The sequence below is a fragment of the Ruegeria sp. BC5 genome, assembly GCF_056539205.1.
In genome coordinates, this window is the sequence record NZ_JBQFUN010000010.1 from 63,672 (window position 1) to 85,687 (window position 22,016).

Annotated in this window: 23 protein-coding genes; 16 read left to right on the plus strand and 7 right to left on the minus strand. The window is 54.4% G+C overall.

Features of this window, described 5'->3' with window-relative positions; translation table 11 throughout:
• Nucleotide 1: 1 nt before the first annotated feature.
• Both ACR0LY_RS18395 and ACR0LY_RS18400 read right to left on the minus strand, forming a co-directional pair.
• The gene (locus ACR0LY_RS18395) at nt 2-1,597 is read right to left on the minus strand and encodes a sugar ABC transporter ATP-binding protein (protein WP_254440268.1); all 1,596 of its coding nucleotides are present in this window, start codon (nt 1,595-1,597) and stop codon (nt 2-4) included.
• 105 nt (nt 1,598-1,702) lie between these two features.
• A complete protein-coding gene (locus tag ACR0LY_RS18400) occupies nt 1,703-2,374 on the minus strand; it encodes a GntR family transcriptional regulator (protein ID WP_010437239.1) in 672 nt (223 codons plus the stop codon).
• 105 nt (nt 2,375-2,479) lie between these two features.
• On the opposite strand from ACR0LY_RS18400, the gene ACR0LY_RS18405 reads away from it, so the two are divergent.
• The 13 genes from ACR0LY_RS18405 (at nt 2,480) to ACR0LY_RS18465 (ending at nt 13,193) form a co-directional block, all read left to right on the plus strand.
• Nucleotides 2,480-3,349, plus strand: coding sequence for an SMP-30/gluconolactonase/LRE family protein (locus ACR0LY_RS18405; protein ID WP_170351640.1), 870 nt, complete (start codon nt 2,480-2,482; stop codon nt 3,347-3,349).
• Between the two features lie 26 nt (nt 3,350-3,375).
• Entirely contained in the window at nt 3,376-4,410 is a 1,035-nt protein-coding gene (locus ACR0LY_RS18410) for a sugar ABC transporter substrate-binding protein (RefSeq protein ID WP_170351639.1), read from the plus strand.
• Between the two features lie 84 nt (nt 4,411-4,494).
• The gene (locus ACR0LY_RS18415) at nt 4,495-6,018 is read left to right on the plus strand and encodes a sugar ABC transporter ATP-binding protein (RefSeq protein WP_170351638.1); all 1,524 of its coding nucleotides are present in this window, start codon (nt 4,495-4,497) and stop codon (nt 6,016-6,018) included.
• The gene (locus ACR0LY_RS18420; protein WP_170351637.1) at nt 6,015-7,016 is read left to right on the plus strand and encodes an ABC transporter permease; all 1,002 of its coding nucleotides are present in this window, start codon (nt 6,015-6,017) and stop codon (nt 7,014-7,016) included. Before ACR0LY_RS18415 ends, ACR0LY_RS18420 begins: the two co-directional genes overlap by 4 nt.
• Before the next feature lies 1 nt (nt 7,017).
• Nucleotides 7,018-7,806 carry an SDR family NAD(P)-dependent oxidoreductase gene (locus tag ACR0LY_RS18425; RefSeq protein WP_050606103.1) on the plus strand — a complete coding sequence of 263 codons (789 nt, stop codon included), beginning with the start codon at nt 7,018-7,020 and terminating at the stop codon, nt 7,804-7,806.
• Between the two features lie 22 nt (nt 7,807-7,828).
• Nucleotides 7,829-8,323, plus strand: coding sequence for a lactoylglutathione lyase family protein (locus tag ACR0LY_RS18430; protein ID WP_170351635.1), 495 nt, complete (start codon nt 7,829-7,831; stop codon nt 8,321-8,323).
• Nucleotides 8,316-9,347 carry a C-terminal binding protein gene (locus tag ACR0LY_RS18435; protein ID WP_170351633.1) on the plus strand — a complete coding sequence of 344 codons (1,032 nt, stop codon included), beginning with the start codon at nt 8,316-8,318 and terminating at the stop codon, nt 9,345-9,347. Before ACR0LY_RS18430 ends, ACR0LY_RS18435 begins: the two co-directional genes overlap by 8 nt.
• Nucleotides 9,348-9,359: 12 nt before the next feature.
• The gene (locus tag ACR0LY_RS18440) at nt 9,360-10,049 is read left to right on the plus strand and encodes an RraA family protein (RefSeq protein ID WP_108861947.1); all 690 of its coding nucleotides are present in this window, start codon (nt 9,360-9,362) and stop codon (nt 10,047-10,049) included.
• Nucleotides 10,030-10,950, plus strand: coding sequence for a 2-dehydro-3-deoxygalactonokinase (locus tag ACR0LY_RS18445; RefSeq protein WP_170351631.1), 921 nt, complete (start codon nt 10,030-10,032; stop codon nt 10,948-10,950). Before ACR0LY_RS18440 ends, ACR0LY_RS18445 begins: the two co-directional genes overlap by 20 nt.
• Nucleotides 10,947-11,573, plus strand: coding sequence for a 2-dehydro-3-deoxy-6-phosphogalactonate aldolase (locus tag ACR0LY_RS18450; protein WP_170351630.1), 627 nt, complete (start codon nt 10,947-10,949; stop codon nt 11,571-11,573). Before ACR0LY_RS18445 ends, ACR0LY_RS18450 begins: the two co-directional genes overlap by 4 nt.
• On the plus strand, nt 11,570-12,271 hold the full coding sequence (locus tag ACR0LY_RS18455; RefSeq protein ID WP_170351628.1) for an SDR family NAD(P)-dependent oxidoreductase: 702 nt from the start codon (nt 11,570-11,572) through the stop codon (nt 12,269-12,271). Before ACR0LY_RS18450 ends, ACR0LY_RS18455 begins: the two co-directional genes overlap by 4 nt.
• A gap of 9 nt (nt 12,272-12,280) precedes the next feature.
• Complete coding sequence (locus ACR0LY_RS18460) at nt 12,281-12,799, plus strand: 2,4'-dihydroxyacetophenone dioxygenase family protein (RefSeq protein WP_170347546.1); 519 nt, start codon at nt 12,281-12,283, stop codon at nt 12,797-12,799.
• A complete protein-coding gene (locus tag ACR0LY_RS18465; protein WP_170351626.1) occupies nt 12,780-13,193 on the plus strand; it encodes a methylglyoxal synthase in 414 nt (137 codons plus the stop codon). The genes ACR0LY_RS18460 and ACR0LY_RS18465 overlap by 20 nt, the downstream gene beginning before the upstream one ends.
• A 24-nt stretch (nt 13,194-13,217) precedes the next feature.
• Here the strand turns inward: ACR0LY_RS18465 and ACR0LY_RS18470 are convergent, their stop codons facing one another.
• From ACR0LY_RS18470 to ACR0LY_RS18485, 4 genes are all read right to left on the minus strand, one after another.
• Nucleotides 13,218-14,363, minus strand: coding sequence for an alpha-hydroxy acid oxidase (locus ACR0LY_RS18470; RefSeq protein ID WP_170351624.1), 1,146 nt, complete (start codon nt 14,361-14,363; stop codon nt 13,218-13,220).
• 45 nt (nt 14,364-14,408) lie between these two features.
• Nucleotides 14,409-15,692 (minus strand): TRAP transporter large permease, encoded by a 1,284-nt coding sequence (locus tag ACR0LY_RS18475; protein WP_010437263.1) that lies wholly within the window; start codon nt 15,690-15,692, stop codon nt 14,409-14,411.
• Between the two features lie 10 nt (nt 15,693-15,702).
• Nucleotides 15,703-16,188 (minus strand): TRAP transporter small permease, encoded by a 486-nt coding sequence (locus ACR0LY_RS18480; protein WP_170351622.1) that lies wholly within the window; start codon nt 16,186-16,188, stop codon nt 15,703-15,705.
• 78 nt (nt 16,189-16,266) lie between these two features.
• Nucleotides 16,267-17,265, minus strand: a complete 999-nt coding sequence (locus ACR0LY_RS18485; RefSeq protein ID WP_170351621.1) for a TRAP transporter substrate-binding protein — start codon at nt 17,263-17,265, stop codon at nt 16,267-16,269.
• Between the two features lie 117 nt (nt 17,266-17,382).
• Here ACR0LY_RS18485 and ACR0LY_RS18490 point away from each other — a divergent pair, with 117 nt between their 5' ends.
• On the plus strand, nt 17,383-18,054 hold the full coding sequence (locus ACR0LY_RS18490) for a GntR family transcriptional regulator (RefSeq protein ID WP_170351619.1): 672 nt from the start codon (nt 17,383-17,385) through the stop codon (nt 18,052-18,054).
• Between the two features lie 901 nt (nt 18,055-18,955).
• Here the strand turns inward: ACR0LY_RS18490 and ACR0LY_RS18495 are convergent.
• Complete coding sequence (locus ACR0LY_RS18495; protein WP_170351617.1) at nt 18,956-19,609, minus strand: GntR family transcriptional regulator; 654 nt, start codon at nt 19,607-19,609, stop codon at nt 18,956-18,958.
• Between the two features lie 213 nt (nt 19,610-19,822).
• On the opposite strand from ACR0LY_RS18495, the gene ACR0LY_RS18500 reads away from it, so the two are divergent.
• Nucleotides 19,823-20,908 (plus strand): Gfo/Idh/MocA family protein, encoded by a 1,086-nt coding sequence (locus tag ACR0LY_RS18500; RefSeq protein ID WP_217356094.1) that lies wholly within the window; start codon nt 19,823-19,825, stop codon nt 20,906-20,908.
• An 88-nt stretch (nt 20,909-20,996) separates the two neighbouring features.
• Nucleotides 20,997-22,007 carry a TRAP transporter substrate-binding protein DctP gene (gene dctP / locus ACR0LY_RS18505; RefSeq protein ID WP_170351613.1) on the plus strand — a complete coding sequence of 337 codons (1,011 nt, stop codon included), beginning with the start codon at nt 20,997-20,999 and terminating at the stop codon, nt 22,005-22,007.
• Nucleotides 22,008-22,016: the final 9 nt, after the last annotated feature.

The window sequence follows — 22,016 nt, forward strand, 5'->3', positions numbered from 1 at the left end:
GTCACGTCGCGACTCCTGATTGATTGGTTTGGGGTGCGTCCACAATTGGAACGGAATTTCCAGCGGCCATTTGAAGAAGCGTGGTTTCGGTTGTCTCAGCGGCTGCGATGTCTCCCATGAGGCGACCGTCGTGGACGACAAGGATGCGGGTTGAGAGAGAGACAAGTTCGGGAAAATCGGATGACACGACGAGGATGGCCATTCCCTCTGCAGCTCGACGCAACAGTTCCGTGTGGATTTGGAATTTGGCTCCGACATCGACCCCTTTTGTGGGCTCCTCAATAATGAGAAGAGCTGGCGCGCGTTTGAGCCACTTGGCCAACATTATCTTTTGTTGATTGCCCCCTGAGAGATCACCAACAAGTTCGTTAATCCCGCTGGTTTTGACACTGAAGGCGTCAATGGCTGCTTGGCTGGCTGCTTTGATCGAGCCCGAACGCATGAGCCCAGCAGACGCATGATCGGAAAGACTAGCCGCGATCAGGTTGTCGCTGAGTGATTGCTCCAGAAAGAGGCCTTCAGTCTTGCGTTCCTCGGGAACAAACCCAACTCCAGCACGCATCGCCTGCCGCAAGGACGCAAAGTTAACAGGCTTGCCGTGAAGTCTGATCTCCCCGGTCGCGCCATGCATCAGCCCGACAATCGATCGAACAATCTCGCTGCGGCGAGCGCCCATCAACCCTGCCATCCCTACAATCTCTCCGGCTTTAATGGAGAAAGAAATGTCTTCGAATTCACCTAGATGGGTTAGGTCTTGGACCTGCAAAACCTCTTCACCGTTAACCTTACCTGACCGCGTGACATCACCGGGGTGAGCGCCGCCGATCATCTCGGCAACGACTTGTTCCTGAGAAGTTTCCGAAACCGGTAAAGTGCTGATGTGGCGCCCATCTCGCAAAACGGTAATGCGATCCGATATCTGGAAAATCTCGGCCATATGGTGGCTGACATAGACGATGCCAATCCCTTTCTTTGTCAGGGACTTTAGGATTTCGAATAGTGCGTCTACTTCGTCGGGTGCCAATGCCGATGTCGGTTCATCCAGCAAAAGGACGCGGGAATTCAACGACAGCGCCTTGGCGATTTCAACAATCTGGCGGGAGCTAATTGGCAAGTTTTCCACGGGTGTTGAGACGTCGATATCCAGACCGAATTCCGCCAGCAACGCCTCCGCACGGCGGCGCAGTTCAGGCCAGTCAACTACGCCAAACCGGGTGGGCACGCGGCCCGCGTAGATGTTTTCCGCAACAGAGAGCGCGCCAGCGAGGCTGAGCTCTTGGAAAACACAGCCGATGCCCAGGGATTGCGCATGCGACGGGCTTTCGACCCGCTGTTCCTTGCCGTCGCACAGGATACGCCCAGCAGAAGGTTGGTGAAGTCCATAAAACAGGCCGAGACAGGTGGATTTTCCGGCGCCGTTTTCCCCGCATAGCGCGTGAACTTCGCCGGGTCTCAATTCAAAGTTGACGCCATCCAAAACAATGTTCGTGCCGAAGCTTTTGCCAACCCGATCCAGTTGGATCAGTGGCTGTAGCCCCAGTGAGTCAGGTTTCATTGCTGGCGTCATATAAGCTTCCTCCCGCTTTTTGATTGGCATCTGATATCTCAGATGTCAACTGAAAAAGAAAAGACGGTGAGGTGCCCAAAAGAAAGGGGCGGCGCCGTTCTGGCCCGCCCCCGTCACAACGAAGCTACGTTTTTGCTAGGATGCGGTCGCTCCTTCGAGGACGATGGCGGCGCTTTTGTAGGCTTGTCTGGTGCGGTCAATATGCGCTGTGAGAAGAGATTTGATTTTGGCCATGTCACCTTCGCGAACGGCAATAGCGATTTTCGAATGCTCATCGAAGGAGAGCTCAGTATGCTGTGGCAGCTTCGCCAAATGGGTTCGCAATGCGGCAATCTTACCGATGTAGCGTGTATAGCTGGCCGTCAGATAATCGTTACCGGCATGTTCAAAAATCAACTGATGAAATGTGGTATCCAGTGAAAGGTAGCCCTTTTCATTGCCTCGCCTGCGTTCTTTCTCCATATCCTTCACGACACGCTGCATGTCGTCGGCAAGACCTTCCGGGTTCCGCAACAACGCAAGTTCAAAGGCGGCAGTTTCGATAGCCTGTCTGAAATCGCAGATCTGAGTCACTTCCGGCTCAGACAGCGAAAAAACGCGTGCGCCTTTTTGAGGCTCGATACTGACCAACCCTTCGTCACGTAGTTGAGCGAGTGCTTCGCGGACTGGCGATTTCGATACGCCCAGCTCTTCGGAGATTTTTCGCTCCGACAAAACCTGACCCATTTTCAGGGAGCCATCGATAATACTATTCCGCAAATGTTCCAGTGCGAGTTCACGCAAAGACTTGGGTCTCTCAAGCGCCATCTGAGGATATCTCCAAAAAAAGGTGTTGCCAGATGCAAGATATCTGATACACCAGATTAGGCAAGCTGGTATATCAGATATCAGAGTGTACTTAGGAGAAAAAAAGTGCGCGCAGAGTTGGTCGTCGATTGTAAGAACCAGCACGGGGAAGGGATTTTCTGGAATCCCGCCGATGGCCTTATCTGGTGGACCGACATTGAGGGCTGCGCGCTTTGGTCATTTGATCCTGCAACGTCAGAATCCGCTTCTCATGAGATGCCGGAGCGCGTGTGTTGCTTCGCGCCGCGCGCGTCTGGCGGTCTGATAGTTGCTTATGCTGATCGAGTTGTCTTGTTCGATTCGCCCAATAGCGAGGAAACCCTCGTGACGCGATTCGAGCCGAACAATCCGGAGACACGGCTTAACGACGGGCGAACCGATCGCCAGGGGCGATTGATTGTTGGAGGCATGAATGAAGTTTCTGGTAAGGCCGATTCGTCAGTCATCTGCGTCGATAAGGATTTGAGTGTACGGGCGATTATCGAAGGAGTGTCTTGCGCCAATTCGACTTGCTTTACGTCCGACGGTGAGACGATGTACTTCGCGGATACCCCGGATCGGGAAATCGTCGCATTTGATTACGACACCCGCAGTGGAACCGTTTCGAACCGTCGGCGGCACGCTTCTTTCAATGATGAGCCTGGCTTGCCTGATGGGTCCTGTGTCGATGCCGAAGGGGGCGTCTGGAACGCCGAATGGGAAGGCCATCGCGTTGTTCGCGTCGCACCTGACGGCACGATAGATCACGTGATCGAGGTGCCGGTCGGGAAGCCCACCTGTTGCGCTTTCGGTGGCCCTGATCTCGACACGCTGTTCATCACGACCTCAAGGCTGATGAGTGACGACGCAGCTTTAACAAAAGAACCGGAATCCGGCGGCCTCTTTGCTGCGAAACCCGGCGTTCGTGGCGTGATCGACGCGCCATTCAAAGGATAACCGACGAATTTCTGGAGGAGAAAACTATGTTGAAAACGCTTATGACCACTACGCTTGTCGCGGGGTTCGCCACGCTGGCAACGGTCGCTCTGGCGGAAAATTATCCAACACCGGTTCCACTTGAGGACGGGGCACAAGCGCCAATCGATGCGATAGAACCCAAGAACGATACGTTCCGGATCGCGTATATGCCGCCGGCGACCGAGTTCAACTATTACATCGCCATCGGTGAAGGCATCAAAGCGGTTGCTGCTGAGGCCGGGGTCGAAGTCTTCATGCTTGCGCCCCAGTCCGGTGCGGACATCAACGGCCAAATGGGAATGATCCAGGATGTGCTGACGCAGGATGTGGATGCAATCATCTTTGGTACCCACGATGAATTTGCTGCCGCACCACTGCTGAAGCAGGCCGTCGACAAGGGCATGGCAGTTTTGATGATCAACTCAGACATCCCGAACTTCCCGACACCAATTCATGGCGTTGTCGGGTACTCTCAGCGTAACGGCACGCATGCTATCGCTGATTGGGCCATTGAAACTTATGGTGATCAACCGCTGAAGGTCGGCATTATCGAAGGGCAGCCTGGCTATCACTCGACCGAACGTGTGGGCGGCTTCCTCGACGGTATCGAGGGCAATGATAACTTCGACGTTGTGGTATCCATTGATGGTAAATGGAACGTTGAAGGCGGCAACACTGCTGGTATGGATATCCTGCAGTCGAACCCCGATCTCGACATGATCTTTGCGGCGAACGACTACATGATCATTGGGGCATCATTTGCTGCAAAAGCACTTGGCCGCAATGATATCGTCCTTTTGGGCAATGATGGTGACACTTCTGGCCTTGAAGAAATCGCGGCTGGCAACATCACGGCAACCGTCAACACCTCGCCATTCTTAATGGGTAAAGCGGCCATGCACGCAACCATTGATGCGCTCAACGGGTCCTATCCCGGCGGCTGGATCGAAACGCCCACATCAATTGAAGACAAAGATGGTGCGATCAGCGTGCTGCAAGAGCCAGAAAAGCTCTTCCCGCAGCCGTCCAAAGAGTACTGAGCTTTCTCCCCGCTTCCCGGTGGCGCGTGCGCGTGCTGCCGGGTCGCAACTCAACCGAGTTTCACTTTTGTCGAGGCAATCGCAATGACACCCGCAACGCCACTTTGGGAGTTTGTCGATATCACCAAGGCCTATCCTGGGGTTTTGGCGAATGACAAGGTTTGCATCCGGCTTATGCCCGGTTCCATTCATGGGCTGCTGGGTGAAAATGGCTGTGGCAAGTCGACTATGATCAAGACTCTGTCCGGCGTGCAGCAACCCGATAGCGGTCAAATCCTGCACAATGGCAAGCCGGTCACGATCAGCGACCCGCAGGCGGCACGTGAATTGGGCGTCGCAACAGTTTTTCAGGAATTCTCGATCGTGCCCACCTTGTCGGTTGGCGAAAACATCTTCCTTGGCAATATGCCTCGGTCCCGCTTTGGCGTGATCGATTGGGCCAAGGTCCACAACGAAGCTGCTCGCGTTTTGGCGGAAATGGATGTCGATGTTTCACCCGAGACCATAACCGGCTCGCTATCGGTAGGCGAGCAACAACTGGTCGAGATCGCGAAGGCAGTCGCGATGGACGCTCGCATGATCATCCTGGATGAGCCGACGGCGGCATTGGGTGAAGATGAAATTGAGCGCCTGCACCAGCTACTGCGCAATATGCGTGAGCGCGGTACCGCTATTCTCTATGTGTCGCACAGGCTGGATGAGGTTGAACGGATCGTTGATGAAGTGACGATCTTGCGCAACGGCTGTGTTGTGCGAGCAAGTGGCGAAACCAAAATCAACGTCTCTGAGATTGTCAGCGCAATGGTCGGTGAGGACATTGGTGAGCATTATCCAAAGGAGCAGAACGCGACCAAGGATATTGTGCTAGAGGCGGCGGGTCTGGCCACCAATTCGGGCGTGAAAGATGTATCGTTTTCGTTGCATCGGGGCGAAGTTCTGGGCTTGGGTGGCGTATTGGGCAGTGGCCGCACAGAGATCGCTCGCGCCCTGTTCGGGACAGACGAGCTGACGGGCGGACAGATAACACTGCATGGCAAACCAGTACGCTTCCGCCGGGAAATCGATGCGATCCGTGCTGGATTGGCCCTTGTTCCGGAGAACCGTAAGTTTGACGGGTTGTTCTTCAATTTCCGCGCAAGCGGGAACGTCGCCGCAGCGTCCCTTGGCGGGTTAAGCCGGTTCGGTGTCTTGAATCTCAAGGCGGAAGAGCAAGCCACCCATGACCTGATCCGCGATCTGGAAATCTCGACCCAGGCCGAGGAAAAGACGGTCAACTTCTTGTCTGGTGGTAATCAGCAGAAGATCGTGATTGCACGCTGGCTGTTCTCAGCCTCTGACATCCTGATCCTTGATGAGCCGACGCAGGGGATCGATATCGGCGCGAAGATTGCTGTTTACAAGCTGATTAACAGGCTCACTCGGGCGGGAAAATCGATCATTCTGATCAGTTCAGACCATGATGAGTTGCTTGCGATGAGCGATCGGATTGCCGTCGTGCAGCACGGAACGATAGTGCGCACGGTCGATGCATCCGACCTTACTCATGACGACCTTGTGCGCGCGTCCGCCGACACTCCTCAATCCAAGCCTAAGGAGGCTTTCGCATGAAGCGGATCTTTGACACCCAGTTGATCGGACCATTTGCAGCAATGGTGATCGTCGCACTGATCGTGGCACTTACGACGGAACGCTTCCTGAACCCGGGCAACCTTTCTAACTTGTCGCTACAGGTAAGCATCGTGGCCTTGATCGCAATCGGGTCTACTATCGTGATCTTCGCTGCGGGCATCGATCTGAGTTCCGGGTCTATGGTGGCTTTACTGACCATGATCCTTGCGCAGATGTTGAAATTTGTTGGCATTCCACTGGTTCTGGCGTTACCACTCATTCTTCTCATGGGCGGATTGCTTGGTCTGTTCATTGGGCTGATAACAGCCTACGGGCGTATCCCGTCTTTCATCACAACATTGGCGGCGTTGATTGCCTTCAGGGGCCTTGCGCTGACCTTCAACAATGGGTCTCCGATCTTTTCGCTGGATCCGGCGCTGGAGCCAATCTTTTACGGCAAGCTGTTCGGCGTTCCGATGCCTTTCTTCTATCTCGTGTTCTTCTACGTCCTTGCCGCGTTCACTATGAACTTCACGAAACTCGGCCGTGAGATTTATGCCGTGGGTGGCAACCCAGCCGCTGCCGTTCTGACAGGTATCAACGTACGTAAAGTTCAGACGACGACATTTGTCATCGCAGGTTTCATGACTGCGGTTGGTGCGATCCTGATGTCCGCGCGCCTCAACTCTGGTTCACCGAACTATGGCCAGACGCTGGAACTGCAGGCCATTGCCGCTGCTGTTGTCGGCGGGGCCAGCCTTGCAGGCGGCCGCGGCAACATCCTCGCCACGCTGATGGGGGCGATGACAATCGTTATCGTCCAGAACGGTTTGAACCTGAACGCTGCGCCATCATCGGTTCAGAACATCGTGTTGGGCCTGATCATTCTGTTGGCCGTTGGCATAGATATGTGGCGTGCGGAAATTTCGGGCTTGATGGGTCGAATATTCGGTCGCCCCTCATCGCAGCAGTCATCTAACGTTAAGAAGGAGGCCTGAGATGGATCTAGGGCTCAAAAATAAGCTGGTCCTGGTGACTGGCTCAGGTTCCGGCATCGGCAAAGCCACTGCCCGGGTCTACCTGGAAGAAGGCGCGCGGGTCATCGTGCATGGCCTTACCGAGGCGGAAGTGTCCGACTGCGTCGACGACCTGTCATCTCTGGGCAAGGTCGAAGGCATTGCGGCCGACTTAACCAAAACCACTGATGCGGAAACTCTGGCAGAGTTTGCCCGCGCGCGCGGCGCGGTGGACGTTCTGGTGAACAATGTTGGCATCTTTTCGGTCAAACCGTTCGAGGATCTCACCGATGACGACTGGATGCATTACTTCAACATCAATGTCCTGTCCGCCGTTCGGATGAGCCGGATTTTCCTGCCTGACATGCTTGGCCGGGATAAGGGATCTATCATCAACATGGCCAGCGAAGCGGCAGTGAAACCACTACCTCAGATGGTGCATTATTCTGTCACTAAAACTGCCATGTTAGGTCTGACACGTGGCATGGCAGAATTGACAAAGGGGACAAAAGTCCGGGTTAACTCGATCCTGCCTGGTCCAACCTGGACCGAAGGTGTCGAAGCCTATTTTGACGGCCTCGCCGATCAAAAGGGTGAGCCGCTCGACACGATCGTCGACAATTACTTCAAATCAGATGAGCCCACATCGCTCATACAGCGCTTTGTCCAACCAGACGAAGTCGCCCGCATGATCGTCACGATCTCTGCAAGCACAGCCTCCAATGGTTCTGCGCATCGGATCGAAGGCGGCATCGTTCGCAATATTCTTTAACTGCTAACTGGAGGAGCCCTACATGGCCGCTCTCACTTTCTCTCACATCGGCGTCACAGTTCCCGACCTGGAAAAAGCCGTGGAGTTCTATTCCAAGGCATTCGGCCTTTACGTGCTGATGGAACCAACTGAAATCCTGCATGACGAAAGCGCCATCGGTCAGATGTGCGACGATGTATTTGGGAAAGGCTGGGGAAGCTTCCGCATCGCACATTTGTCGATGGGCGACGGTGTTGGCATCGAATTGTTTGAGTTCCCGAAGACCGTCGAAGAAGAACGACCGTTTGAATATTGGCGGCGTGGCTTGTTTCATTTCTGCGTACAGGACGAGGATCTGGAAGGCCGCATCAAGATTATCGAAGACCTGGGCGGGCGCCAGCGCATGAGCCAAGTGCGCAAGTATTACCCAGGTGAAAAGCCCTATCGCATGGTCTATATGGAAGACCCGTTTGGCAACATCTTCGAGCTCTACAGCCACTCGTACGAATTGACCTATTCGGCGGGTGCTTATGACTGATCGCGCCGACTTTTCCCCCAGAACGGACAAACCCAAGGTCGTGATAACCGATTACGACTTTGGTGATGTTGTCGTTGAGACGGAAATCCTGGAAGCTGCGGGAGCCGAGGTGATTGCGCTTCAGGCCAAGCGCCAGGAAGACCTGTTCGATGTCGCGCCGCATTGCGCAGCGATGATGAACCAATATGCCAGGATCGGGAAAGAAACGATTACGCGGATGCGGAACTGTGAGGTCATCGCGCGTTATGGCGTAGGCGTAGATATCGTGGATGTTGGCACGGCGACGGAAAAGGGCATTCTCGTCACCAATGTGCAAAACTATTGCACCGAGGAAGTCGCCGATCACGCGATTGCCCTTTGGCTGACCCTGGCGCGCAAGTTGCCCGACTATGATCGAGCCACTCATGCAGGGGTCTGGCAATGGCAAAGCGGGCAGCCGGTCTACCGGTTGCGCGGGCGGACGATGGGTGTCGTTTCGCTGGGTAAAATCGGGCAAGCCATCGTTGCGCGGGCGCAATCTTTCGGAGTTACGGTCATCGCTTACGACCCGTATTTGCCAAGAGAAGTCGCCGCGAAGATTGGGGTCGAGCTGGTGAGCAAGCCCGAATTGCTAGCAAGGTCCGACTATATCCTGATGCAGGCGCCGATGACGCCGAACACGCATCACTTTTTGTCGGATGCCGAATTCTCGGTCATGAAACCCGGTGCGATACTCGTGAACACTGGACGCGGACCAACGGTCGACAACAAGGCCCTGTTCCGGGCGCTGACCGAAGGCCATTTGGCCGCTGCAGGGCTCGACGACCCCGAAGAGGAGCCGGCAAAGCGCGCCAACTGGACGCCTGATGACAACCCGTTGTTCACACTACCCAACGTCCTCGTAACACCACATGCCGCCTACTATTCCGAGGAATCGATACACGCAGCGCGGGTTACCGCGGCTACGCAAGTGGCCAAGGTCCTGACAGGACAAAACCCCGACTACACAGTCAATGCCGACGCATTGGCCGTATCTACCGCATAACAGGAGACAAGAATGCCAGACGTCAGCACGGACCTTAGGGTTTTTAATGATTTTGAAAGAAACCCGGAACTTCTCAAAAAATTCGACAAGGTGTTGGAGGCGTACTCTGCTGCTGCCATTTTTGCGGATGTGCAGTACCGAACAGGCGTGATGGACAGCGCCATCAAGCCCGCTTTCCGCGCCAAGGTGACAGGCCAGGCCGTGACGGTCCAGCTTTCAAAAGGTGATCTTGTCGACCCATTGCGAGCGCTTGAAATGGGACAACCCGGGGACGTGATCGTTGTGGACGCGGGTGGTGATCGTCAAACGTCAGTCTGCGGCGGTTTAATGGGTGGCCTGGCCAAGAACCGTGGCATTCGGGGTATGATAGTAGATGGCACTGGGCGTGACACAGATGAGTTGGAAGACATTAACTGGCCAATCTGGACGCGCGCGATCACGCCGCGCGGAACGCACACGATGTTCTCGGAACGTAAAGAAGAACTTTCGATCAATGTGCCAATCGCCTGTGGGGGCGTCGTGGTAAACCCCGGAGATTTCATTGTAGCTGATCTTATGGGCGTCGTCGTGGTTCCACAGGAAATTGCCGAAGAAACCGTGCGCCTTGCTCAAGAGCAGGCTGACCGTGAGGAGGAAACCCGTAAATGGGTGGCCCAAGGCAAAACCGTTGAGGATCTGCTAAATGAATTCGGTCGCATCTGAACCAGCGCTGATCGGCGTAGATTGGGGCACTTCATCGTTTCGTGCATTTCTAATTGGTGCGGAGGGCGACGTGATCGATGGGGTCTCGTCGCCTGAAGGTATCATGCAGGTTGCGGGACAAACCTTTGAGGCGGTCCTTGATCGTCTAATCGGCCCTTGGGTCGCCAAGGCTAACCTGCCGATCCTGGCATCTGGCATGATCACCAGCCGCAATGGCTGGGTAGAAACGCAATATGCCGAAATGCCTCTGGGTGCTGTCGGTCTTGCGCGAGCGTTGGTCCCGCACGAAGCGGCCAACGGAGCGCGTATTCATTTTGTGACTGGTGCTTCGACAGAACATGCCGGAGGACCGGACGTAATGCGCGGCGAGGAGACCCAGATCATTGGGGCATCTTCGCTAGGTTTGAGCGAAGGTATGTTCGTGATGCCGGGAACGCACAGCAAATGGGTTCAGGTTGCCGACGGGAAGATCGTGGATTTCTCGACCTACATGACAGGTGAGATCTTTTCGGCGCTGAAAGAACACACGATCCTTGGCACCTTGATGAAGGAGGACGCCTTCAGCGAAGACGCATTCGTGATGGGCGTCAAGGCGGGCCTCAGTGGTGAGTCGAACCTGCTGCACAGCCTGTTTCATGTTCGGACGCTTCCTCTCATGGGCAAAATCCCAAAGGTTGCCACGGCCGACTACTTGTCGGGCTTGTTGATCGGGACCGAGGTTGCTGCCGCGACCGGCGAAGTAAAAGACGTCGGCACGATCACTGTTGTTGGACGCAGCGACTTGTCCGACCGATACGAAATAGCGCTTCGAACTGCTGGTTTGGACAGCCGTCGCGCGCCAGATGATATCGTTGCGAAAGGGCATTTTCTGATTGCTCGCGCTGCGGGGTTGGTTGGATGATTGACCTCACCGCAGCTCTTGCCGAGAACCCGCTGATTGCGATTTTGCGGGGGCTAGCACCAGAAAATGCGCGCCCGGTGTCTGATGTACTCTTCGATGCCGGGTTTCGGATCATCGAAGTGCCGCTCAACTCACCGGACCCGCTGGAATCGATTACGCAGATCGTTGCGAAACATGGCGCACAAGCCATAGTCGGCGCTGGCACTGTGTTGACTACGGATCAGGTCGCGGCGGTTGCAGATGCAGGCGGGCGGATCATCGTGTCGCCCAATATGAACCCGGACGTCGGGCGCGCGGCTGTCGCGCATGATCTGTATTGGTGTCCAGGTGTCATGACCCCCTCCGAGGCCTTTACGGCGTTGGATATCGGAGCTTCGGTCCTCAAATTCTTTCCGGCGGAAATGGTGCCACCAGCTGCCATCGCTGCCATGCGCGCCGTATTGCCTGCAGACGCAGTCGTCGCTGCGGTAGGGGGCATAACGCCGGATACGATGGCGTCGTATCATGCCGCGGGTGTAGATGGATATGGGCTGGGCTCCGCTCTGTTCAAACCGAGCTATACATTGGATGATATCGGCAGACGCGCGCGCGCCTTCACCAATGTATTGGAGGAACTTGGATGAAACAGGCCCTTGTTACGGGCGGTACGCGAGGGATTGGTGCGGGTGTTGCACGGTCGTTGGCAGACGCAGGTTGGTCCGTAATCGCCGCATCCGCCTCCCAATCTGAATTGGATGCATTCGAGCCTCAGGACGGGATAAAGTTGCTGATCTTGGATGTCACCGACCAGACATCCATCGATGATGTATTCGGCGAGCTCACGGGTCTCAATGCCTTGGTGAACTGCGCAGGTATTCTTCTGCGTGGCGAAGAATACGACATTGACGTTTTCGCTAAGGTGCTTGATGTGAACCTGACTGGTACTATGCGCTGCTGTCTCGCCGCGCATCCTTTCTTAGCGGAAACAGGAGGGGCTATCGTCAATACAGCTTCTATGCTCAGCACTTTTGGTGGACCTTTGGTGCCGGCCTATTCTGCTTCCAAGGGCGGTGTGGCACAGTTGACGAAGGCGCTGGCAGGTCGCTGGGCCGAAGACGGCATCCGGGTCAATGCCATCGCGCCGGGTTGGATCGAGACAGAGATGACCCAGGGCCTTCGGGAAGACCCTGAACGAACAGCGGGGATCATGGCGCGTACGCCAATGAAACGCTGGGGGAAACCCGAAGAAGTCGGTGCGCTTGTGCAATGGCTTTTGAGTGAAAACGCCAGTTTTGTGACTGGATCGATCTATCCGGTCGATGGCGGCTATCTCGCTATGTGAGGAAAATCTATGAATGACGATGACACCGCCCGAATGCCATATCAATTGCCATTCCCCAAGGATGCGCAAGACGAGATCGTGATCCCGAATGCCATGAGTGAGGACGATAGACTGTGGGTTCCGCAGGCAGAGAACGTCTGGTTTCGACCGCTCTGCCTGAACCGCTCGCAAGGTTATTGGATGAACCTTCTCAAAGTGCGCAAAGCTGGTGTTCTTTCGCGGCACCGCCATCCACAGCCCGTCCACGGCTTCGTCCTGAAAGGGCGCTGGCATTATCTGGAACATGACTGGGTTGCAGAAGAAGGGGGATATGTCTTTGAGCCGCCGGGTGAGACTCATACCTTGGTCGTTCCCGACGATGTCGAAGAGATGGTTACCTATTTCCAGGTCAATGGCGTGATGTGCTATGTTGATCCGTGGGGCAAGGTCACTGGCTACGAAGATGTCTTTACCAAGATTGATCTGTGCCGAAAACACTTTGCGGAAGTCGGACTTGGAGAAGACTACGTTGAACAATTCATCAGGTGATGCGCCGCGTTTCGCGCTAGTAGCTCATGACGCGCGAAAGGACGAAATCGTTGAATGGGTGGGTCTGCAATTGGCCCGCCTGTCCAGAGTACAAGTCTTTTCGACAGGCACCACCGGCAGTCGCATTAAGCAAGCCTATCCAGAACTGGACGTGACCTGCCTGAAAAGTGGACCACTCGGAGGCGACCAACAGATCGGCGCTATGATCTGTGAAGAGAAACTGGATGCACTGATTTTCTTTGTCGACCCTCTCTCACCCATGCCACATGACGTCGACGTTAAGGCTCTGACCCGTCTCGCAACGGTATATAATCTGCCAATGGCATGTTCGCGCTCTACCGCGGATCTGATCGTCAAGGGGCTGATTGACGAGGATGACAACGCGCCTGGGTGATACGCCACGCGCCGCAAGCGCCGATCAGCCTGTTCTCAGAAGGTGCTCTGCCAAACTGCCGAGGTTTTCGCTACCAAGCTGGCTCATGTTGGCCTCAATGTCAGCTTTCAGGATGTGAACGAGATGGTCGATCCCTCGTGCTCCGAACGCTGCAACGGCATATTGAAAGGCGCGTCCGACCATGACGAAATCTGCACCTTTCGCCAGGGCACGCATGATGTCCAATCCCCAGGCAACGCCAGAGTCGTAGATAAGTGGCACATCTATTCCGACCGCCTCGCGGATGTTCGGGAGTTGGTCAATCACGGCGGGCCCGGCTTCGAATTGACGCCCGGAGTGGTTTGAGACCCAGATGCAATCCACGCCTTCGGCCACCATTTTTTGCGCGTCCTCCGGCCGCAGGACACCCTTGACGATCAGGTGACCCTCCCATTCCCGCCGCAGTTCGCGCAGGTAGTCCCAATCTGGAATCCCACGGATCAGAGCGCCTGCATGGGTAAAGCTTTCTCGCCCGCGGGTCGGGACGTAATCGTCAAAGAACCGCATACGTGGCATGATGCCCTCGCGCAGATGTGCAAGGCACCAGGCGGGTCGTGATGCCATTTCAGTCAGCGTGCGCAGGTCAGCTTTTGGAGGCACCGTCAGATTGGCACGGCGCTGTCGTTCGCGCCGGCTCTCTTCTGGAACGTCCACCGTGATAATCAGCGTATGAAATCCCGCTGCCTTAATCCTCGGCAGCATCGCGCGGCGCAGATCGCCGGAGTTCACCGGGTAATGCTGAAACCATCCGTTCTTGCCAATATGAGGCGCCACATCTTCAGGCGAAGCAACAGCCACGCTGGACAACGAGAACGGAATGTTGTGAGCAACTGCTGCCTTGGCAAGCATCCGCTCTGCTCCTGCCCACATCAGGCCGGACATGCCTACCGGTGCTATCCCGAAAGGCAGGTCGTATTTTTGACCCATCAATGTAGTCTGCAGTTCGGCCTTTGTTCGGCCACATAGCACACGCGGCATAAAACCGATGGCATCAAGTGCATCACGGTTGACCTTCAACCCCAGCTCCCGGCCGGTCGCGCTGTCGAGGTATTCGAAGGCAAACTTCGGAATGCGCTTTTGTGCGGTTTTCCGAAGGTCTTCTATCGACGGGTGGGAAAGGTCCAGATCCATCCGGGTCCTCTGTTCGTTGTCTAACGGTTGAAGCTCCTCAGTCGGTCACCAAAGGGATGGCAGGGCCAAGGAAATTGCGGGCACATAGGTGATGAACATCAACAAGATCAGCATGCCGACAAAGAATGGCAGGATCGCCCGGCTGAGGCTTTCGATGGAAACCTTCGAAATGCTACTGGCCACGAACAGGTTCACACCCAATGGCGGTGTGCAGAACCCAATGGCCAGGTTGACCGTCAAGATGACACCAAAAACGATCGGATCGACACCCAGCGCGGTTGCAACCGGCAGCAGGATCGGCGTCATGATGATGATCGAAGAAATCGTCTCCATGAACATGCCGATCACCAGCAACAGCAGATTGATCAGCAACAGAATGATGATCGGATTGTCGGACAGGCTGGTGATTGTTGTTGCGAGCTCTGTCGGGATTCTTGCGAGCGTGATCAACCTGCCAAAGGCGGTCGCCATGATCACCAATATCAGAATAGTCCCGCTGGTTTTTGCACTGCCCGCCAAAACCTCTGGCAGGTCCTTGAGGGTGATGTCTCCGTAAACGAAGATGCCGATGAAAGCGGCATAAACAACGGCCACGGCTCCGGCTTCGGTAGGGGTGAAGATCCCGCTATAGATGCCGCCAAGGATGATTACAGGCACCAGTAGCGCCCAGATGGAAGAGCGGAAGCTCTGCCAGACGCCCGGGCCTGAGAACGTAGTCGTCGATTGCTGAACAACCTCGTCCTTTCGCAGCAGAACACGAGCGACCAACATGAACATGAGGGCAAAAAGGATGCCAGGAACAACACCTGCAAGAAACAGTTTGCCGATCGAAACCTCGGCAGTTACCCCATATATGATGAATGGAATACTTGGCGGTATCATAACGCCGATCATTCCTGAGGATGCCGTCAATGCGCCGCTGAATTTGCGCGTATAGCCGACCTTTTCCATCTCTGGGATCATGTTCGACCCGATAGCGGCTACGGTCGCAGGAGACGAACCGGATATGGCGGCAAAAAACACACAGGCGAGTACGTTCACGTAAGCAAGCCCACCCCGGATATGCCCGATCAGTGCATTGGCGAACCCAACCAGTCTACGAGACATTCCGCCGTGCTGCATCAGGTCGCCTGCCAAAATGAACAGAGGGACGGCAATTAGAGGAAACGAGTCCGCGCCTGTTACCACGGACCGTGCCAAAAGAACCATGGGTGGGGTGCCGTCCACAAAGACCATCACGATCATGGTGGCTAGGCCCAGACAGATGCCAATTGGCACGCTGAAGAGCAGAAGGGCGAAAAGCGTCAGGAAGAGCGTTGTTGCAAGCATGCCGGGTTCCTCACGCTTTGGTTCCTGCGATCAGACGCAGGGTTCGGATCAGATGTTGAGTGACGCGGATCGCGGACAGGCCAGCGCCAATCGGCGCCGAAGCATAAAGGATCGGAATCGGTAGTCCTAAAACGACCGACGTCTGGCTGGCTACAAAAGGCTGTCGGATAAGCTTGATGCATTCAATTGTCAGAACGACCAGAAATCCAAGGACAAGAAGCGCGATCACAACATCCGCGTAAAGCCTTGCGCGCTCGCTTAGGACATCACGCAGGACCGTGATACGCACATGATCGCCTGTGTGGAATGCATAGCTGACGCCAAGCCAGACAAACCATACAAACAGCCAAAGCGTTAGCTCTTCGCCCCATGAAAGAGAGGCATTCAGAATGTAGCGCATGAACACATTGCCAAAGATCAACAAGACAATCGCGGCCAAAAGTGCACTGGCTAAGACCTTTTCGGCATTCATATCGATCCATTTGATAACCGACACCGTTCACCTCCCCTTGAACGAAAGGGGCACCCGAACCTTAATGGCACGGGTGCCCGTATTGGCTGAGTAGTCCGAGGGTCAGCTTCCGCTCGCTGCGGAAACCGCTGCTACCCAGTCGTCATAGGCTTCGGCGCCAACCTCGTCGCGATACTGCAGGCGGACGCTTTCGGTTTTGTCAGCAAAGGCCTGTCGCTGCTCTGCAGTCAGCTCCAGAACCTCGACACCGGCAGCACGGATCTGTTCCAACTGTTCCGCATCTTCGTTTGCGACCAGTTCCGCCTGATAGTCACGTGCGGTGGCCATTGAGTCCCGGACCAATTGCTGATGCTCTGCGGACAGCGAGTCAAAGAACGGTTTGGAGATGACAGGCATATAGACCGCAAAGACATGGCCCGTGGTCGAAAGGTATTTCTGCACCTCGTAGAAACGCTGTGAGGTAATGATCGCCAGTGGGTTTTCCTGGCCGTCGATCACGCCTTGCTGGAGAGCAGAATAGACCTCACCAAAGTTCATTGGCGTCGGGTTGGCCCCGAGCGTTTCGAATGTCGCCACATGCGCCGGAACCTTCATGGTGCGCAGCTTGACACCCTCGAGATCTGCGGGGGTTGCAACCGGACGGACATTGTTGGTCACATTGCGTACACCCAATTCAAGCCAGCCGAGACCAACTAATCCCTGGTTTTCGACCCGTGCAAGCATCCCATCACCAGCATCACCATCAAGAACATCAAAGGCGATGTCCTTGGAGGAATACATGTAGGGCAGTTCAATTACTGCAAAAGCCGGATCCCAGCCCGCGAAGAAAGAGGAAGGAGGAATGGCCATTTCCAGAACGCCGGTTTGAACACCTTCGATCATCTCGCGATCAGGGCCCATCTGCGACGAAGGGAATATCTGTACGTCGATCTCACCATTCGAGCCAGTTTCGACCAGTTCTTCAAATTTCAGTAGCGCGCGATGCATGTGAAACGCTTCTGCTGCGCCATGCCCAACCTTAATGACTGTTTCAGCGGATGCTGCAAAAGCAAGCCCGGCTGACATGACGACGCCAAGCGCCAATGTTGATTTCTTGAACAAGGTATCCTCCCACGGATTTAGTCATTTTCGATCTATTATCTGAGATATCAGATATAATATAGAAATCAAGCTTACATGTGCTATTGTGTTGGAGAGACGAAATAGGACGAAGTGAAAATGACCGAGATTTTGCAGATTAAGCGCCCGGATTCGTTGAGTAAAACTGCTGAAGAGCATATCCGAAAAGGCATAATCAATGGCACGTTTCAATTGGGTGAATCGTTGCCGGAAGTGAAGCTGTCAAGTGCCATGGGCATCAGCAAAACTCCGATTCGCGAAGCGCTATCGGCTTTGAATCTTCAGGGGCTCGTTCAGATCTTTCCTCATCGAGGAGCCTTTGTATTCTCTCTTTCTCAAGAGGACGTGGTGCAGCTTTGCCAGTATCGGCTCATCCTAGAATCTGCAGCTTTGGAGCAAGCGCTTGAAAAGAACCCGTCGGTTCTGATCAATGAGCTGGCTACAATTGTTTCTAAGATGTCAGAAGCGCAGGAAGCGGATGAATTCGAGCAGTACTTGGAACTTGACGCCGAGTTTCACGACGCGTTTTTCAGGTCCTGCGGAAACAGTTACCTGCGGGATGGATATCAAAAAGTCAGTGATATCGTCCAAACTATGCGGACGCATCTGTCCAAGCGTTCCAATCGAACGAAGAAATCTTACAAGGAACATCAAGCGATCACATCGCTTTTGGGCGAGGGTAAAGTAAAAGCAGCAACGAACACCCTCAAACGTCAAATCACTCGCGGTGAGCGTTCTTATTCCGATTTGGTTGGTCTGAAGCAAGCATAGGTGCCCACCATTTGGTCACGATGTTCACCAAAAGCGCACCTGGCAGCAAATCTGATGTCTCGTGCGTGGGTAACATAAGTTCAAAGTGGCGGAGTTGGGCTGTTCTGAGACAAGGGCCGTGGCCACGATTAGAGGGTGGTTTTTGTGTTGGGTCAGAAATGCTTGACGATTGGGCCAGAAATGAATGACGTGATTGGCCGATTTATTGAGGTTTTGGCTGTCGATTGAGTCAAATATCAGTGACGTTCCACATTTCCTTGTCAGGCGACACATAGTTCTGCCACCAGCGACAGAACCTTGCCATTTTCGCCTCACTTCCTTCATCCAGCACCTCGACTGATTTCATTGATCGTGACTTCCTTTTAGGAAAACCAGGTTTGATTTGCAGATCATACGCCGAAGGCGCCTGTTCCTGCTGATCTGCCACGTGGCGAACGCGGATGGGGGCGAGGCAATGCTATTCGACAATAGTGGTGCGGCCCGCAACCTAGTTTCGTGTCACTGCGTATCTTGGTTGGTCATTTTTTCTTTGTCTTCGACAGAAACAACCGTTTTCATGTTACTTCTGAGGGTGGATATTGGCGCAGTTACAGCGAATTTACACTTTGTCCGCGAAGCAGCCTTTAGTACTCGTTCCACTGAATGGCCACTACTCAATCAGAGATCGCTTCACATAAAACCGCTTCAAGGATGTTCGCGGTTTGTTATGGTGGTGCAAAGCAACCCTTGGTTGCGGAAGCTTAGCGTTCTCATCCTTGTTTAAACGGCTGCCTGATGTAGCGGGTTCGGATGTTGAATCATAAACTTACGGAATTCGTCTGGTAAGCACAGTAATTAAACTTGCCTTTCAGGTCCTGTGCCGCTGATTCAGGTGATGGAGATAGGCGGCAACAACAGCGAGCTACATAGCCTCCAGCGTATGTGAAAGACCGTTTCGGATGTGATCTACCAACAGCTTCTTAGCGGTGCCCGCGTCTCGGGCCAATGCGGCATCGAACATGCCCTTATGCTCCTTGACGGCCTCTTCGCCGCGATAGGTCAGCACGAGCATCTGATACCGCAAATACTTGTCGTAGATGATCGAGTGCAGAGACAGAAGGTTCTTGGAGTTGCAGGCCGCGATCATCGCTTGGTGAAACTCCCAATCATATCGTTTCCAGGTTTCTTTCTCGGACTCGTCGCCCTTGAGAAGCTGCTGTTCCATCAGGTGCAGTTTGTGGTGCGCGGCAACGAGGTTGCCTTCCCAGTCCGTGTCGCCATTCGCAATGGACAACTCCAACGCGTGGCATTCCAGCAGGACACGCAACTCTGATATCTCGGTCAGGTCCTCGCGGGAAACAGGTGTAACCAGGAACCCCCGTTGTTCCGGGGCTTCGACAAACCCGTCGCTGGCAAGCCTGTTCAGGGTTTCACGAAGTGTCGAAAGGCTTGCTGAGTAGCGCTCTTTCAATGCGTCCAGCTTCAGTTTGGAGCCAGGCTGCAATTCTCCAAAGATAATATCCCGCTTTATGCGCTGATAGGTGCTTGCACCTATCGTAGACGGCTGTTTCGCCATGCGTTTCACCCGATATTTTTAGATTCCTCCTTCAAATACCACTTTACAGAGTTATCAGCAATCCAATGTGATGTATGGTAGAAATAAAAATATCATACATTATTGTGGAATCGCAAAAACCCCAATACGGTCGAGTTCAAGTTGGGCAAAGCAGCTCAGTCATAAACATTGGTTTCGGAGTTTCCGAACCCTCTGGAAGGAAGCAAATTGTCAATGAACTTTCGCATTGCCATTGTCGGCATTGGCCTTGTTGGACGCCGCCACGCAGACGCGATCCGCGCGTTGCGTCATGTCGATCTTGTTGCGGTTGTTGATCCCAGTGACGAAGGGCGCACCTACGCTGCGGAGCATGGCGTTGCGTGTTACGAGACCCTCGAGGATATGTTTGCAAATCAGACGCCGGACGGAGCTGTGCTCGCGACGCCCACGACGCTTCACGTCGAACAAGGGCTCACATGTGTTCGGCATGGTTGTCCCGTACTCGTCGAAAAACCGATCGCCGTGGAAGCCTCCGCTGCACTGGAGCTTGTCCAAGAAGCGGAGAAGGCCAATGTGCCACTGATGGTCGGACATCATCGTCGGCACAATCCTTTGATCAAGTCAGCGAAGGAAGCCATTGTCGATGGGAAGATTGGAGATGTGCGCGCTGTCCATGCGAATTGCTGGTTTTACAAGCCCGATGAATATTTTGACGCCGCACCCTGGCGTAAGAAACCCGGAGCGGGGCCCATCTCGGTCAATCTTGTCCATGATGTCGATCTTCTGCGGTACCTGGCCGGAGAGGTCGTGACCGTACAGGCGCAGTCGGCTACCTCGCAACGCGGCTATGACAACGAAGATGTCGCCGGAGCGCTATTGACGTTTGAAAGCGGAGCGATTGGGACCATTAGCGTATCCGACAGCATTGTTGCTCCGTGGAGCTGGGAGATGACGTCTCAGGAATATCCAATCTATCCGTCGACCACTGAGAGTAGCTACATGATCGGTGGCTCTCATGGGTCGTTGTCTGTCCCCGATCTAAGACTATGGACCTACCAGGGTGAGGAAAGGGATTGGTGGATTCCAATTTCGTCAACCGCGCTGAAGAAGGGTTCCTCTGACCCACTGGTCAATCAACTCGGGCACTTTGTTGACGTTGCTCGACACGAAGCAGATCCGATTGTGTCCGGATGGGAAGGCTTCAGAACACTTCAAGTCATTGAAGCCATTCAGAATTCCTGCAGAACTGGCGAGACTGTCAAGATAAGAAACCTTCAGGAAATGCAACAACAGAAATTGCAGGTAATGAAAAATATCTGATATTTTGCAAAAAATCTTGCAAAAAGTCCAAAATAGGTCAAAACTCAGAATCGGAAAAATGCATCATGATGTCTCAGGGAGGAGCAAAGTGATTACCAAACTTACCCGCCGGGCTGCTGTGTCAGCCCTGGTTGCAACCGGTGTTCTGTTTAGCGCAACAAGTGGTGCGCTGGCGGAAGACAAAGTGCAACTTCGCCTCGCAACATCAGGATCGGAGACCGACCAGCGTTCGGTTGCCATGGCCGAGGTTTTCGCGCCCATGGTCGCCGATTTCGCAAGTTATGAGCCCAGCTATAACGGCACGATCTTCGCGCAAGGCACTGAGCTGGACGCTATCAGTCGCGGCAATCTGGAGATGTCGATCACCTCGGCGCAGGAGCTGGCACAGTTCTTCCCCGAGTTTTCGATCTTTACCGCAGGCTATGTCCACCAGGACGCCGCGCATCAGGTGGCTGTCTTCAACGATCCCTTGATGGATGCCTTCAAGCAAAAGGCCGAAGAAGAACTGGGCGTCAAACTGCTGTCGGTCATGTATCTGGGCCGTCGTCAGGTGAACCTGCGTCAGCCCAAGGATGAGTTGACGGTCACAACTCCGGCCGATCTGGACGGCGTGAACCTGCGGATGCCGGGCACCGATGCGTGGCAGTTCCTTGGCAAAGCGCTGGGTGCCGCACCGACACCAATGGCCTTCTCCGAGGTTTATACCGCGCTGTCGACCGGTGCCGTTGACGGTCAGGACAACCCATTGCCGACTGTGGTTGATGCCAAGTTCTACGAAGTGACCAATCAGATCGTCCTGACATCGCATCTGGTCGACCTGAATTATATCGCCATCGGCAAAGAGGTTTGGGACGGGCTGACACCGGAACAGCAAGCAAAGGTTCAGGAGGCTGCAGACGCAGCGGCTGAATCGGGGCGCCAGAAGCAGCTTCAGAAAGAAGAGGACCTTGTCAGCTTCCTGAAAGAGCAGGGCATGGAGGTCTATGAACCCGACCTCGCGGCGTTCCGCGATCAGGTACAGACCATGTATCTGGAAAGCGAGTTCGCCGGATCATGGCCGGATGGCGTTCTGGAGCAGATCAACGCTCTGGGCAACTAAGTTCATCTA

Coding starts and splice junctions, on each gene's coding strand:
- ACR0LY_RS18395 (WP_254440268.1), bottom strand. CDS start 1,597: ATGCCAATCAAAAAGCGGGAGGAAGCTTATATGACGCCAGCAATGAAA.
- ACR0LY_RS18400 (WP_010437239.1), bottom strand. CDS start 2,374: ATGGCGCTTGAGAGACCCAAGTCTTTGCGTGAACTCGCACTGGAACAT.
- ACR0LY_RS18410 (WP_170351639.1), top strand. CDS start 3,376: ATGTTGAAAACGCTTATGACCACTACGCTTGTCGCGGGGTTCGCCACG.
- ACR0LY_RS18415 (WP_170351638.1), top strand. CDS start 4,495: ATGACACCCGCAACGCCACTTTGGGAGTTTGTCGATATCACCAAGGCC.
- ACR0LY_RS18420 (WP_170351637.1), top strand. CDS start 6,015: ATGAAGCGGATCTTTGACACCCAGTTGATCGGACCATTTGCAGCAATG.
- ACR0LY_RS18425 (WP_050606103.1), top strand. CDS start 7,018: ATGGATCTAGGGCTCAAAAATAAGCTGGTCCTGGTGACTGGCTCAGGT.
- ACR0LY_RS18430 (WP_170351635.1), top strand. CDS start 7,829: ATGGCCGCTCTCACTTTCTCTCACATCGGCGTCACAGTTCCCGACCTG.
- ACR0LY_RS18435 (WP_170351633.1), top strand. CDS start 8,316: ATGACTGATCGCGCCGACTTTTCCCCCAGAACGGACAAACCCAAGGTC.
- ACR0LY_RS18440 (WP_108861947.1), top strand. CDS start 9,360: ATGCCAGACGTCAGCACGGACCTTAGGGTTTTTAATGATTTTGAAAGA.
- ACR0LY_RS18445 (WP_170351631.1), top strand. CDS start 10,030: ATGAATTCGGTCGCATCTGAACCAGCGCTGATCGGCGTAGATTGGGGC.
- ACR0LY_RS18450 (WP_170351630.1), top strand. CDS start 10,947: ATGATTGACCTCACCGCAGCTCTTGCCGAGAACCCGCTGATTGCGATT.
- ACR0LY_RS18455 (WP_170351628.1), top strand. CDS start 11,570: ATGAAACAGGCCCTTGTTACGGGCGGTACGCGAGGGATTGGTGCGGGT.
- ACR0LY_RS18460 (WP_170347546.1), top strand. CDS start 12,281: ATGAATGACGATGACACCGCCCGAATGCCATATCAATTGCCATTCCCC.
- ACR0LY_RS18470 (WP_170351624.1), bottom strand. CDS start 14,363: ATGGATCTGGACCTTTCCCACCCGTCGATAGAAGACCTTCGGAAAACC.
- ACR0LY_RS18475 (WP_010437263.1), bottom strand. CDS start 15,692: ATGCTTGCAACAACGCTCTTCCTGACGCTTTTCGCCCTTCTGCTCTTC.
- ACR0LY_RS18490 (WP_170351619.1), top strand. CDS start 17,383: ATGACCGAGATTTTGCAGATTAAGCGCCCGGATTCGTTGAGTAAAACT.
- ACR0LY_RS18495 (WP_170351617.1), bottom strand. CDS start 19,609: ATGGCGAAACAGCCGTCTACGATAGGTGCAAGCACCTATCAGCGCATA.
- ACR0LY_RS18500 (WP_217356094.1), top strand. CDS start 19,823: ATGAACTTTCGCATTGCCATTGTCGGCATTGGCCTTGTTGGACGCCGC.